General features: G+C 68.7%; 14 protein-coding genes. 8 read left to right on the top strand and 6 right to left on the bottom strand.

The annotated features are described in order from the left end of the window. Positions 1-25: 25 nt before the first annotated feature. Both DBY63_RS14285 and DBY63_RS14280 read left to right on the top strand, forming a co-directional pair. Positions 26-871 (top strand): membrane protein, encoded by an 846-nt coding sequence (locus DBY63_RS14285; protein ID WP_027597462.1) that lies wholly within the window; start codon positions 26-28, stop codon positions 869-871. Between the two features lie 54 nt (positions 872-925). Beyond that, positions 926-2,002, top strand: a complete 1,077-nt coding sequence (locus tag DBY63_RS14280) for a serine endopeptidase (protein ID WP_108581614.1) — start codon at positions 926-928, stop codon at positions 2,000-2,002. Here DBY63_RS14280 and DBY63_RS14275 read toward each other — a convergent pair. Continuing rightward, positions 1,968-2,513, bottom strand: coding sequence for a GNAT family N-acetyltransferase (locus DBY63_RS14275; RefSeq protein WP_074584166.1), 546 nt, complete (start codon positions 2,511-2,513; stop codon positions 1,968-1,970). The two genes, DBY63_RS14280 and DBY63_RS14275, sit on opposite strands and share 35 nt — an antisense overlap. Positions 2,514-2,557: 44 nt before the next feature. After that, positions 2,558-3,352, bottom strand: a complete 795-nt coding sequence (locus DBY63_RS14270; RefSeq protein WP_108581615.1) for an OBAP family protein — start codon at positions 3,350-3,352, stop codon at positions 2,558-2,560. Between the two features lie 229 nt (positions 3,353-3,581). Here DBY63_RS14270 and DBY63_RS14265 point away from each other — a divergent pair, with 229 nt between their 5' ends. From DBY63_RS14265 to DBY63_RS14245, 5 genes are all read left to right on the top strand, one after another. Further along, positions 3,582-4,340 carry a ParA family protein gene (locus DBY63_RS14265; protein ID WP_027597461.1) on the top strand — a complete coding sequence of 253 codons (759 nt, stop codon included), beginning with the start codon at positions 3,582-3,584 and terminating at the stop codon, positions 4,338-4,340. A gap of 83 nt (positions 4,341-4,423) precedes the next feature. Beyond that, positions 4,424-5,116 (top strand): AzlC family ABC transporter permease, encoded by a 693-nt coding sequence (locus tag DBY63_RS14260; protein WP_007159822.1) that lies wholly within the window; start codon positions 4,424-4,426, stop codon positions 5,114-5,116. Further along, complete coding sequence (locus DBY63_RS14255) at positions 5,113-5,424, top strand: AzlD domain-containing protein (protein WP_027597460.1); 312 nt, start codon at positions 5,113-5,115, stop codon at positions 5,422-5,424. The genes DBY63_RS14260 and DBY63_RS14255 overlap by 4 nt, the downstream gene beginning before the upstream one ends. Before the next feature lie 36 nt (positions 5,425-5,460). Next, on the top strand, positions 5,461-6,288 hold the full coding sequence (locus DBY63_RS14250; protein WP_027597459.1) for an AraC family transcriptional regulator: 828 nt from the start codon (positions 5,461-5,463) through the stop codon (positions 6,286-6,288). Positions 6,289-6,463: 175 nt separating this feature from the next. Then, positions 6,464-6,694: a DUF2934 domain-containing protein gene (locus DBY63_RS14245; protein ID WP_074584169.1), complete on the top strand. Its 231-nt coding sequence runs from the start codon at positions 6,464-6,466 to the stop codon at positions 6,692-6,694. Here the strand turns inward: DBY63_RS14245 and DBY63_RS14240 are convergent. Both DBY63_RS14240 and DBY63_RS14235 read right to left on the bottom strand, forming a co-directional pair. Beyond that, positions 6,691-7,632 carry a GNAT family N-acetyltransferase gene (locus tag DBY63_RS14240; RefSeq protein WP_108581616.1) on the bottom strand — a complete coding sequence of 314 codons (942 nt, stop codon included), beginning with the start codon at positions 7,630-7,632 and terminating at the stop codon, positions 6,691-6,693. The two genes, DBY63_RS14245 and DBY63_RS14240, sit on opposite strands and share 4 nt — an antisense overlap. 70 nt (positions 7,633-7,702) lie before the next feature. Then, complete coding sequence (locus tag DBY63_RS14235) at positions 7,703-9,022, bottom strand: Na+/H+ antiporter NhaC family protein (RefSeq protein WP_044342267.1); 1,320 nt, start codon at positions 9,020-9,022, stop codon at positions 7,703-7,705. A gap of 289 nt (positions 9,023-9,311) precedes the next feature. Here DBY63_RS14235 and DBY63_RS14230 point away from each other — a divergent pair, with 289 nt between their 5' ends. After that, on the top strand, positions 9,312-9,596 hold the full coding sequence (locus DBY63_RS14230; protein WP_017639596.1) for a hypothetical protein: 285 nt from the start codon (positions 9,312-9,314) through the stop codon (positions 9,594-9,596). A gap of 505 nt (positions 9,597-10,101) precedes the next feature. On the opposite strand, the gene DBY63_RS14225 is transcribed toward DBY63_RS14230, so the two are convergent. Continuing rightward, complete coding sequence (locus tag DBY63_RS14225) at positions 10,102-11,238, bottom strand: sugar ABC transporter permease (protein WP_108581617.1); 1,137 nt, start codon at positions 11,236-11,238, stop codon at positions 10,102-10,104. Then, a complete protein-coding gene (xylG, locus tag DBY63_RS14220) occupies positions 11,238-12,794 on the bottom strand; it encodes a D-xylose ABC transporter ATP-binding protein (RefSeq protein ID WP_027597454.1) in 1,557 nt (518 codons plus the stop codon). The genes DBY63_RS14225 and xylG overlap by 1 nt, the downstream gene beginning before the upstream one ends. Positions 12,795-12,796: the final 2 nt, after the last annotated feature.

Below are 12,796 nucleotides of genomic sequence, written 5' to 3'. Positions count from 1 at the left end.
ATGGACCCGCCTGGCCGGAGGCCTCGTGACCACGCCCCTGTTCGCCCTGGTACTGCTCGCCGCCCTGCTGCACGCCGGCTGGAACGCCCTGCTCAAGATCGGCCTCGATCGCTTTCTCACCGCCAGCCTGATCCAGATCGGCGCCGGCGTCGCCGCCCTGCTGGCCCTGCCCTTCGTGGCCCTGCCCGCGGCCGCGGCCTGGCCCTGGATCGCCCTCTCCGCCCTGCTGCACATCGGCTACAACGCCTTTCTCGCCCGCGCCTATCGCTATGGCGACCTGGGCCAGGTCTATCCGCTCTCCCGCGGCAGCGCCCCGCTGCTGGTCAGCGGGGTGGCCTTTCTCGCCCTCGGCGAAGTGCTGTCGCCGCCCGCCCTGCTCGGCCTCGGCCTGCTGGTGACCGGTCTCGCCCTGATGGCGCTGCTCGGGGCCCGGCGCGGCACGCCGCCCAGCCTGGCGTTGCTGGTCTGCGCCTTCACCACCGGCAGCTTCATCGCCGCCTACACCCTGGCCGATGCCCTGGGCGCGCGCGCCAGCGGTGATGCGGTGGCCTATGCCCTCTGGCTGTTCGCGGTGAACGGCGTGGTGGCCGCGCTGGTGCTGCGCCTGAGTCGTGGCGGCTCGGCCTTTGCCGGCCTCGGTCCGCACTGGCGCGCCGGGCTGGCTGGCGGGGTCATGTCGATGCTGGCCTACAGCCTGGTGATCGTTGCCACCACCCAGGCGCCCATCGGCCTGGTCTCGGCGCTGCGCGAGACCAGCGTGCTGTTCGCCCTGCTGATCGGGGTCTTCTGGCTGCACGAGAGTCTGCCGCTGGGGCGCGTCTGCGCCGGCCTGGCCATCGTCGCCGGGGTGGTGGCGATCAAGCTGGCCTGAGCGGGGCGCCCGGGGAGCGGCTAAGCTGTGCCTTCTTTCGACCTGGAGGGACCCATGGGCAAATCGCTGCGACTCTCGGAAAAGTGGTTCAATCGCGGCCTCTGGCTGCTGGCGCTGGTGTTCGCCGGCTTTCTCATCGGCCTGGGCGGCACCCTGGTCGGCGATCTGCCCCAGGTGGAGCGCCAGCAGGGTCTGGAAGACTTCATGGATCCGGCGGCCACCGCCGCGGCGCGGGCGGACCAGCGCCAGGCGAACCAGGCCCGGCGCGCGGCCCAGGACGCCCTCGACCAGGCCCAGCTGCAGCAGGCCGCGGCGGCGCGCAGCTACACGGCCAATCGCGAGACCTTCGACAACTGGCTGGCGACCCGCCAGACCACCCAGCGCCCCGAGCAGGACGCCGAGCTGATCGCCCGCAGCCGCGCCCTGGACGCGCTCAAGGCCGGCGAGCGCGCCGCCGAGCAGGAGGTCGAACGCCAGGAGCAGGCGCTACTGGATGCCGAGCAGCACGCGGCCGCCGCCGCGCGCAGCCTGGCCGAGCTGAGCGACGCGGCCCAGCAGGCCTGGCTCGACGCCCGCCAGCAGGCCGAACTGCGGGTCTTCCTCTATCGCCTGGCGCTGACGCTCCCCCTGCTGGCAGTCGCCGCCTGGCTATTCGTCCGCCAGCGCAAGAGCACCTGGTGGCCTTTCGTCTGGGGCTTCATCTTCTTCGCGCTGTTCGCCTTCTTTGTCGAACTGGTGCCCTATCTGCCCAGCTATGGCGGCTATGTGCGCTATCTGGTGGGCATCCTGCTGACGGTCCTGGGCGGGCGCTACGCCATCCGCGCCCTGCAGGACTATCGCGCCCGCCTGGCGCTCAAGGAAGCCCAGCCGGACACCGTCCGACGCGAAGAACTGCACTACGACACCGCCCTGGCGCGGCTGGCCAAGGGCGTCTGCCCGGGCTGCGAGCGGCCGGTGGACCTCAAGGACCCGGGGATCGACTTCTGCCCCCATTGCGGCATCGGCCTGCACGACCACTGCGGCGCCTGCCAGACGCGCAAGAGCGCCTTCGCGCATTTCTGCCACGCCTGCGGGACGGCGGCGCGTGGGTCCGGGACTATCCCTGCTGCGCCAACCACTGCGTCCGGGTGAGCGCCCAGCACTCCGCCGGTAGCCGTCCGCTCACGCTGTCCATCTCCAGGCAGGAGACAGGCTGCATGCCTTCGCGCTGCGACAGCCGGCGGGAGCCTTCATTGGCAATCACCTTGGTCACCCTCAAACTCGGCCGTCCAAGTGCCTGGAACCAGTAGCGATTGAGTTCGACGCAGGCTTCGCTCATGAGCCCTTGGCGCCAGTACCCGGGATCGAGCCAGAAGCCTCGCTGGTTATCTGGCTCCTCCTGCAGACTGGCCAGGCCGATCAGCTCGTCAGGTTGCGCCTGCAGCCGCAGCGTCCAACACCAATGGGTACCGGCAGCCATGCCGGGCAGAACCAGATCACGGACGAAACTCAGGGCACCGTCCGCAGGATAGGGCCAGGGCACCCTGGCCGAGAGGTAGCGTACGATCTCCCACTGCGGAAAGATTCGCTGGATCGCCTGGGCATCCTCCAGTTGAAGAGGCCGCAGCACCAGCCGAGGCGTATGTAGCGTGGGCAAGGACATGGGTCGACTCCAGACGGCTACCTGACTGGAGCCTAACCCAACTCTCAGGGCTTGTTCGAACTGGTGTTGACGCCCTTTTCGGTGTGCTCGCCGTCGTGCTTGTGCAGCTGGCCGGTGGGGTCCTGCAGCTGGATGACCTTGCCCTGCTGCCAGGCATTGGCGCCGGGGGCGACTGCGGGAGTCGGCAGGTCGGCACGGGCGGCCCTGGTCTCGGCGGAAGAGATGCCCAGGCGGCGATCACGCTCGGCGAGCAGCTTGGGATCGAGCTGGCCGTCGGCGGTGAAGCCCATCATCAGCTGGGGCACGCCCAGGGGCAGCTCCAGATCCTGATCGGTATGCCAGGTATGCCAGGTCTTGCCGTAGGTGTGCACCAGCTTGTCCATCAGCCGGTGTTCGGCCACCTGGGGTACGCCGGGCGCGACCAGTTGGCCCGACTTCACCTCGTGCACATGGCTGTGCCAGAGCGCCTTCTCGGCCTCGGGCAGGGTCTTGAACAGCCGTTCGCTGATGATGTACTCGACGCCCATCAGCTTGGCATCGGCGACATTGCCGTCGTAGATCACGCACTGGAACATCTCTTCGCCCAGGACGCTGCAATAGTGATGGGCCTCCATCTGGCTGTGGGGATGGCCGTTGTAGAAGTGGAAGCCGTCCAGGTAGGTGTTGAGGGCGGCGATGGGCGGCTTGCGCTGCAGGACGTCGGCGCCGGCTTCGAGCACCCGGGTATCGGTCTGGGCGGGGGCACCCGGCACCGGGACCGGCGATTGGGTGTCGTTGGCGGCCTGGGCCAGCGGAGCGCAGGCGAGCAGCAGCAAGGCGGGGAATCGGCGGAGGGTCATGGCGCATTCTCGACGGGAGCTTGCCGAGTTCGAAGCCCGGGCAGACGCCTAGGTTCCACCGCTGCGCTAGGCTCGTCATACGAATGTCATGCAACGGCCATAAATTCGTCATCGTCCGCGCCTGGCCTTTCGGTATAAGCGAAACGCCACAGCCACACCTTTGCACCCAGGCTCCTCTCACTGTCGGGACGACTCAATGAACGCACACAGCTCTCCCTCCGGTCATGCCCTGCGCCGCGTGGTCTTCAACAAGAAGGGCGGTGTCGGCAAGTCCAGCATCGCCTGCAACCTGGCGGCCATCAGCGCCCACGAGGGCTATCGCACCCTGCTGGTGGACCTCGATCCCCAGGCCAATTCCAGCCAGTACCTCACCGGCGAGGTGGGCGACGACCTGCCCCATGGCATCGCCGATTTCTTCAAGCAGACGCTGAGCGGCGGCAAGAAGGCCCAGGCCAACATCCACGCCACCGCCTGGCCGAATCTGGATCTGATCGCCGCCTCGGGCGAGCTGACCGAGCTGCAGTTCAAGCTCGAATCCAAGTACAAGATCCAGAAGCTCGCCAAGTACCTCGACAAGCTTGGCGAAGACTATGACCGCATCTACCTGGACACCCCGCCGGCGCTGAATTTCTACAGCATCTCGGCGCTGATCGCCGCCGATCGTTGCCTGATCCCCTTCGACTGCGATGTCTTCGCCCAGCAGGCGCTCTACGACCTGATCGAGGAGCTGGAGGAGATCCGCGAGGACTACAACGAAAAGCTCGCCGTCGAGGGCATCGTCATCAACCAGTACCACGCCCAGGCCAGCACCCCGCGGCAGCTGATCGAGGAACTCCAGGCGCGTGACCTGCCGGTGCTGGCGGCGCCGCTGATGTCTTCGGTGAAGATGCGCGAATCCCACCAGCAGCATCGCCCGCTGATCCACCTGGACCCGGGCCACAAGCTGACCCGGCAGTACCTGGAACTGTTCGCCCTGCTGGAAGGCTGAAGGCGCCACAGCGCAAGAACGTTCAAGACGGCGGCGACGCGGCGCGGCACCCTGGGTATCCCCTGCCCTCCGGAGCCGTGCCGATGACCGCTTCCCGCCGCCGCGCCTTCCTCCAGGGCGCCTGGCAGATCATGCCGCTGTCGCTGGCCTGCGCGCCCTGGGGCATCCTGGTCGGCGCCCTGGCCATCGAGACCGGACTCAGCGTGCTGGAAGGCCAGGCCTTTTCCCTGCTGGTGTTCGCCGGGGCGGCGCAACTGGTGGCCCTGGGCATGCTCAAGGCCGGCGCAGGCCTCGCCGCCATCCTGCTGACCACCCTGCTGCTGACCTCCCAGCACCTGCTCTATGGCCTGCACCTGAGACGCGTCCTGGCGCCCCAGCCGCTGCCCTGGCGGCTGGGCTTCGGCTTCCTGCTCACCGATGAATTCTTCGCCCTGAACCATGCCGAGCAACCGGCCAGCTTCGACCGCTGGCGCGCCTTGGGCATGGGCCTGAGTTTCTATCTGCTGTGGAATCTCTTCACCCTGGCCGGGCTGCTGCTGGGGCGGGTGCTGCCCAACCTGGGTGCCCTGGGCCTGGACTTCTCCATCGCCGCCACCTTCATCGCCCTGGTGGTGCCCCTGGTGCGCGACCTGGCCACCGTGGCCTGCGTGCTCACCGCGCTGCTGGTGTCGGTCTGGCTGCATCACCTGCACTGGCAGGGCGCCCTGGTGCTGGGCGGCCTGGCGGGGATGAGCGTGGGCTTTCTGGTCCGCCGCCTGCGGGAGCGCCTGCCATGATCCTCGCCACCGTGCTCGGCATGGCCGCCCTGGTCTTCTGCAATCGCTATCTCTTTCTCGAACCCCGCCTGCCGCTGCGCCTGGGCCGCAACCTGCGCACCTTCCTGGAATTCGCCGTGCCCGGGATGCTCACCGCCATCTGCGGACCCATCCTGTTCTCCGGCGAAACGTCGCTTGCCGCGACCCTGGTCGATCCCTACCCGCTGGCGGCCCTGACCGCGGTGGGGCTGATGCTCTGGACGCGACGGGTGCTGACCACGGTGATCCTCAGCATGGGCGTGTTCTACCTGCTACGCTGGCTCCTCTAGCCCGAAGGTGGAACCCGTCGGGGCCACGAGAGAGCCATGAACGGACAACAAGAAAACGCCCGCCTCTGGCCGGCCCGCGGCCTGGGCGGCGTCGAGCTGCTGCATGCCCGCTATCGCCGCCAGCGCTTTGCGCCCCATGTGCACGAAGGCTATGTGTTCACCGTGATCGAGCGCGGCGCCCAGCGCTTTCGCCACCGCGGCGCCGAGCACCTGGCCGCGGCCGGCAGCATGGTGCTGATCAATCCGGACGAGTTGCACACCGGGGCCACGGCGGTCGAGGAAGGCTGGCAGTACCGCGGCTTCTATCCGACGCTGGCGCAGCTGGGCCCAGTGTTCGCCGAGCTGGGACGCCCGCTGGACGCCACCCCGGCCTTCGCCACCAGCGTGCTGCACGACCCTCAGGTGAGCGCGGCCTTCGGCCAGCTGCATCGGCTGGCCGATGGTGGCGCCGAGGCGCTGGAGCAGCAGACCGCCTGGCGCGAGGCGCTGCTCCTGCTGTTCGGCCGCCATGCCCGCCTGGGCGCCCTGACCGAACCTGGCCGCGAACCCCTGGCGGTGCAGCGCGCCCGCGAACTGCTCGGCCAGCAGTTGCAGCAACCGCCCAGCCTCGAAGAACTGGCCCAGGCGGTAGGGCTGTCGCCCTTTCATTTCCTGCGGGTGTTCCGCCGGGCGACGGGCCTGCCGCCCCACGCCTGGCTCAAGCAGCAGCGCCTGACCCGCGCCCAGGGCCTGCTGCGCGCCGGCTGGGCGCCCCTGGAGGTAGCCCTGCAGCTGGGCTTTGCCGACCAGAGCCATCTCACTCGCCAGTTCAAGCAGGCCTACGGCGTGGCGCCAGGCGCCTACCGCCGCGCCTGGCAGGGCTAGCCAGGGCCCGACGAACGGTCCTGTCCGCAAAAGCGGCCTGCCAGAGCCCGGCAAGCGGCAACGGCGCCTGACTCATCGCAAGCCTCGGGGAAACTTTTTCCGGTCGCCTCGGGCCTAGTCAGGAAGAGCGCCGGCGCTGCCGGCCGCTCTCCCCTGCCCCTTTGGAGTTACCGGTATGACCCTCGAAGAACGCATCCGCCAGCGCGCCTATGAAATCTGGGAACGCGAAGGGCGTCCCCATGGCCAGGATTTCGAGCACTGGTTCCAGGCCAATCGCGAACTGGAAGACCAGCCCGACGACAACCTGACCCAGGTCGGCGGCATCCAGAGCAGCGTCGCCCCGCCGGCACCCAAGCCGCGCAGCCGCTCGCGCAAGAAGACCCCTGAAGACAGCACCCAGGCCTAGCGCCAGTCGTCCAGCAGCCAGACCTTGGGGTGATCGTAATGGGCGTCGCCCCGGTGCAGGGTGATGCCCAGGATCTCGCTGCGAAAGCCTTGAGCCAGCAGCCATTGGTAGGCGCCCCGGCGAGCGGTATTGACGCCGGCCAGCAGTCGCTGCTGACCGTGGTCCCGGGCCAGGCCGTCGCAGGCGGCGATCAGCCGGGCGAAGCGCGCCTCCGCGCCCACGCCGGGCAGCACCGCTGCGCACTTCACATAGCAGACCCCGGTACCCGCCTCGCTGTGGGGCCCGAAGTGGCAGACGGCGAAGCCCTCCGCCCGGCCCTGCGCATCCTGCAGCAGCAGACTCTCGCCGAGCCCCTGCGCGCGCACCGCGGCCATCTCGGCGGAGACATCCAGCCCCGGCGCATTGGCCCGACCCACGTCGGCGCAGGCCGCCAGCAGCCGGTCGGGTTCGGCCGCCAGGGAAAAGCGCAGCGCCGGCGGCGCGGCCTGCGCCTGCACCGGCCGCGCCATCACCGCGGTCAGGGTCTGCGGCCAGAAGCCGAAGCCCTGGTAGAGCCCCAGGTGACGCGGACTGTCGGGAAAGGTGAAGAGTCCGGCATGGACCAGCTGCCAGGCATCGAGCTGCGCGACCGCGGCGCCCATGAGCGCCTTGGCCACCTTGGCGTCCCAGTAGTCCGGATGCACCGCCAGCGGGCCGAGGATGCCGTGGCGCCCCCAGCGGGTGACGCAGATGGCGCCGACCAGCCGCGCGCCGTCAAGGGCCTTGAACCAGGCGGTGTGGGGTGCGGCGAAGCGACTGCGCACATAGTCGCGGTCGTTCCAGAATTCGCCCGGTTCGGCGGCGCCCATCCAGGTGGCGAAGGCCAGGCGCACCACCTCGGTGGTGGCCGGCAGGTCGGCGGCGGTCAGGTGTTCGACACTGAAGGCGGGGGTGGACATGGGGCGACTCCTTGGCTGTAGGCCTTGGACCCGCCCGGCCGGGGCTTTGCGCCCGGGCGGCAATCGCCGGTTACAGCAGCAGCACCGCGGCCCAGCCGAACAGCAGCATCGGCAGGCTGAAGTGCAGGAAGGACGGCACCACGGTGTCCCAGATATGGCTGTGCTGGCCGTCCACGTTGAGGCCGGAAGTGGGGCCCAGGGTGGAATCCGAAGCCGGCGAACCCGAGTCGCCGAGGGCGCCGGCGGTGCCGATCAGGCAGACGATGGCCAGCGGCGAAAAGCCCAGGTGCAGGCACAGCGGGCCGAGGATGGCGGCGAGGATGGGCACGCTGGAAAAGGACGAGCCGATGCCCAGGGTCACCAGCATGCCCAGCAGCAGGAGCAGCAGCGCGCCCAGGGCGCGATTGTCGCCGATCAGGCCGGCCGCGGTGGCGGCCAGGTCCTTGATCTGGCCGGTGGCGGTCAGCACCTCGGCGAAGCCGCCGGCGGTGAGCATGATGAAGCCGATCACCGCCATCATCTTCGCCCCCTCGCTGAACAGGTCGTCCGCCTCGCGCCAGCGCACCACGCCGGTGGCGGTAAAGACCACGAAGCCGACCAGGGCACCGAGGATCATGGAGTCCAGCCAGAGCTGCACGCCAAAGGCGGCGATCACCGCGATCAGCGCCACCAGCAGGGTGCGGCCGTTGTAGGGACGGTCGGCCCGCTCGGTGCGCGCCACCAGGTTGAGATCGTACTGTCGCGGCCGGCGATAGCTGACGAAGACCGCGAGCAGCAGGCCGACCACCATGCCCAGGGCCGGCAGCAGCATGGCGCGACTGGGATCCACGCCGCTGACGTCCACCCCGGCACGGGACACGCTGGCCAGCAGGATGTCGTGCAGATAGAGACTGCCGAAGCCCACCGGCAGGAACATGTAGGGGGCGATCAGGCCGAAGGTCATGACGCAGGACAGCCGCCGGCGATCCAGCTCCAGGCGCGTCAGCACATAGAGCAGCGGCGGCACCAGCAGCGGGATGAAGGCGATGTGGATGGGCAGGATGTTCTGCGAGGCGATGGACACCGCCAGCAGCAGGCCGAGCAGCGCCCAGCGCAGCGAGCGTCCGCCCTGGGCCGCCTGGCGTTCCATAAGCGCCAGGGCGCGATCGGCCAGCATGTGCGCCAGCCCCGACTGGCTGATGGCCACGGCGAAGGCGCCCAGCAGCGCATAGGAGAGCGCCACCTTGGCGCCATTGCCCAGGCCGGCGTTGAAGGCCAGCAGGGTTCCTTCCAGTCCGAGGCCGCCGACCAGACCACCGGCCACGGCGCCGGCGATCATCGCCACCACCACGTGCACCCGCGCCAGACTCAGGACCAGCATCAGTCCTACCGCCACCACCACCGCATTCATCGCCGACTCCGCACCACCAAAGGGGCGCGCACTCTGCCGCAGCCCGGCGCGGGCGTCAAAGGCCGGGGATGGATGGCGGGACGTGCGGCTTATCCACAATGGCCGCTGCCGCGGGCGGGTGGAAAAGCCCTGGCGGCGCCTGGCGCGAGTCGCTTGCAGCCGGGCGAGCCGACGTGCCGTACGCCTTGGCATGACCCCACCTTGATGCAGGCGCTCTGGAATGAACCTTTCATGGACGGAAGGCGTCTGACGCGGACGCTTTCACGGTCACGCCAAGGACGAACTGCCCATGCAAGACGCCATCGACATGCTGATCACCGCCTTCAGTCCGCACTCCTGCCTGGCGGTCCCCCGTCGCGCCGATCGCACCCTGCTGTTCACCGTCACCGACACCGCCCGCGCGGTCACGGTCACCAAGGCCATTCCCCTGTGCAGCCTGGAATGCACCGCCACCCTGGCCACCGTAATCAAGGACCTGCAGCGCGACCTCGATCGGGCGATCGGCACCCTGAGCCCGGAAAGCCTCGCCGACCTGCGCCAGCGCGGTCCGCGGGTGCAGCGGTTCGAGAGTTGAGCGGGGTCGGGGGGTTGAGCGGAGGCTGAGTGTCCCTCACCCCAGCCCTCTCCCAGGGGGAGAGGGGGCGATACGGAGTGAGAGGGAGCTTTGCCGTAGGGTGGATGACGGCGCAGCCTCATCCACCTCGGATCCCGCGCCAGCTAGTGGAAAACGCTTTGCGGTTTTCCACGCTACGGACGGCGCTTGCCGGAAAGAGTGGGCGTTGGCTGTGCCCTCACCCCGGCCCTCTCCCTGAGGGAGAGGGGGGCGTTTGGAGTGAGATGGGGGCTTTGCCGTAGGGTGGATGACGGCGCAGCCTCATCCACCTCGGATTCCGCGCCAGCCAGTGGAAAACGCTTTGCGGTTTTCCACGCTACGTACGGGGCTTGCCGGAGAGGGTGGGTGTTGGCTGTGCCCTCACCCCAGCCCTCTCCCAGAGGGAGAGGGGGCGATACGGAGTGAAGTGGCGGCACTGCCGTAGCGTGGATGACGGCGCAGCCTCATCCACGCCTGGTCATCCCGCTCAGCGCCGGCTGGTGCGGGTGCTGACGTCGACCCAGACGGCCAGGACCAGGATGCCGCCCTTGACGATCATCTGCCAGTAGCTGTCCACGTCGAGCATGGACATGCCGTTGTCCAGGCTGGCGATCACCAGGGCGCCGAGCAGGGCGCCGTAGACGGTGCCCGAGCCGCCGCGCATGGAGGTGCCGCCGATGAAGCAGGCGGCGATGGCGTCCAGTTCGCCCATGGTGCCGGCCGACGGCGAGCCGGCGGCCAGGCGGGCGGTGTTGACCAGACCGGCCAGGGCGCACATCACGCCCATCAGACCAAAGATGCCGAGCTTGATCGCCTGGACGTTGATGCCCGACAGCCGCGTGGCTTCCAGGTTGCTGCCCACCGCATAGATGCGCCGGCCGAACACCGTCTGGCTGGTGATGTAGCTGAACACCCCGAGCAGCACCAGCAGGATCAGCACTGGCACCGGGATGCCGTCATAGCGGTTGAGGGTCTGGATGAAGGCCGCCAGCACCACGCCGATCACCACCACCCGCAAGACGTCGCGCCACAGCGGCGCGAGGGTCAGGCCGAGGGTCTTGCGCTTGCTGCGCTGGCGCCAGGTGAGCACCACGGCCACGGCGAACAGCAGCACGCCCAGGGCACTGCCCACGGCCGGCGGCAGATAGCCCTGGCCGAGGTAGACCAGTTCCGGCGACACCGGGGCGACGGTGACGCCACCGGTGAGCCCGAGCAGCACGCCGCGAAAGGCCAGCATGCCGCCGAGGCCGACGATGAAGGACGGTATCCCGCGATAGGCACTCAGGTAGCCGTTGATCAGGCCGATCAGCAGGCCACCGGCGGCCACCGCCAGCAGGGTGATCGGCAGGGGCACGTGGTAGGTGACGTCGAGTACCGCCGCCACCCCGCCGAGCAGGCCGAGTTGCGAACCCACCGAGAGGTCGATCTCGCCGGCGATGATCACCAGCACCATGCCGCAGGCGAGGATGCCGGTGATGGACATCTGCCGCAGCAGGTTGGAGAGGTTGCGCGGGGTGACGAAGCCGCCTTCGGTCTGCCAGCTGAAGAACAGCCAGATCAGGGCCACGGCGATCAGCAGGGCGAGCATCTTGTAACGGGTGAACAGCTGTTTCACGGCGTGCATCAGAAGTGCTCCCGGGCTTGGGCGACCGCCCGTTCGGTGGTGCCCAAGGCCGCGGCCAGTACCCGCTCCTGGGTCAGATTCTCATTGGGGAAATCGCCGCGCAGCCGGCCTTCGCCGAGCACCAGCACCCGGTCGGAGACGCCGAGGACCTCGGCCAGCTCCGAGGAGACCATGACGATGGCCACGCCCTCCGCGGCGAGCAGGCCGATCAGCCGGTAGATCTCGAACTTGGCGCCGACGTCGACGCCGCGGGTGGGCTCGTCGAGGATCAGCACCTTGGGCCGCGCCAGCAGCATCTTGGAGAGCACCGCCTTCTGCTGGTTGCCGCCGGAGAGGCCGGTGATGGGCAGGAAGGGGCTGCTGGTCTTGAGTTGCAGCCGGGCGATCTCGGTGTCGATGCAGGACAGTTCCGCCTCGCTGTCGATGCGACTCAGGTGGGCGAATCGGTCCAGCACCGTGAGGGTGATGTTCGAGCCCACGCCCAGGTCGGGAATGATGCCCTGGCGCTTGCGATCCTCCGGGACCAGGCAGAGGCCGGCGCGAATGGATTTCAGCGGGGTGCGGGTGTCGATGCGCTGGCCGTTGAGCCAGACCTCGCCTTCGTAGCGGCCGTCGTAGGCGCCGAAGATGGCCGAGACCAGTTCGGTGCGCCCAGCGCCCACCAGACCGGCGATGCCGAGGATCTCGCCGGCGCGCACGGCGAAGGAGACGTCGTCGACGCGCTTGCGCTGGGGATTGTCGACGTCCAGGCAGGTGAAGTGACGCGCCTCGAAGATCACCTCGCCGATCTCATGGGGGATCTGCGGATAGAGGTTGGTCATGGCGCGGCCGACCATCTGGGTGATGATGCGGTCGATGTCCATCTCGGCCATGGGCGTGGTGGCGATGTGCTTGCCGTCGCGGATCACCGTGATGGTGTCGCAGATGGCCGCCACCTCGTCGAGCTTGTGCGAGATGTAGACGCAGGCGACGCCCTGCGCCTTGAGGTCGCGGATGATGTCCAGCAGCACGGCGATCTCGGAGGTGGTGAGCGCCGAGGTCGGTTCGTCGAGGATCAGCAGCCGGGCGTTCTTGTTCAGCGCCTTGGCGATTTCCACCAGTTGCTGCAGGCCGCCGCCGTACTGGGACACCGGCAGGGCCACGTTCATGTCCGGCACCTTGAGCCGGCGCATCAGCTCGGCCGAGCGCTGCAGCATGGTCGGATAGTCCAGCCGCCCGCCGAAGCGGCGCGGTTCGTGGCCCATGAAGATGTTCTCGGCCACGGACAGATCGGGCACCAGGGTCAGTTCCTGGTGGATGATGACGATGCCGGCCGCCTCGGATTCGGCGATGGACTGGGCTTCCAGGGGTCGCCCGTCCCAGCGGATCTCACCTTCCCAGGTGCCGTGGGGATAGACCGCCGAGAGGACCTTCATCAGGGTGGACTTGCCGGCGCCGTTCTCGCCGCACAGCCCTACGCATTCGCCCGGACGCACCTTGAGATCGATGCCGTCCAGCGCCCGCACCCCGCCAAAGCTCTTGGCGATGCCGTGCATTTCCAGCAGATAGTCGGCCATGG

This window comes from Pseudomonas sp. RIT411, assembly GCF_003057735.2.
GTDB classification, from domain to species: Bacteria; Pseudomonadota; Gammaproteobacteria; order Pseudomonadales; family Pseudomonadaceae; genus Chryseomonas; species Chryseomonas oryzihabitans.
This window is presented reverse-complemented; position numbering and strand designations above follow the sequence as displayed.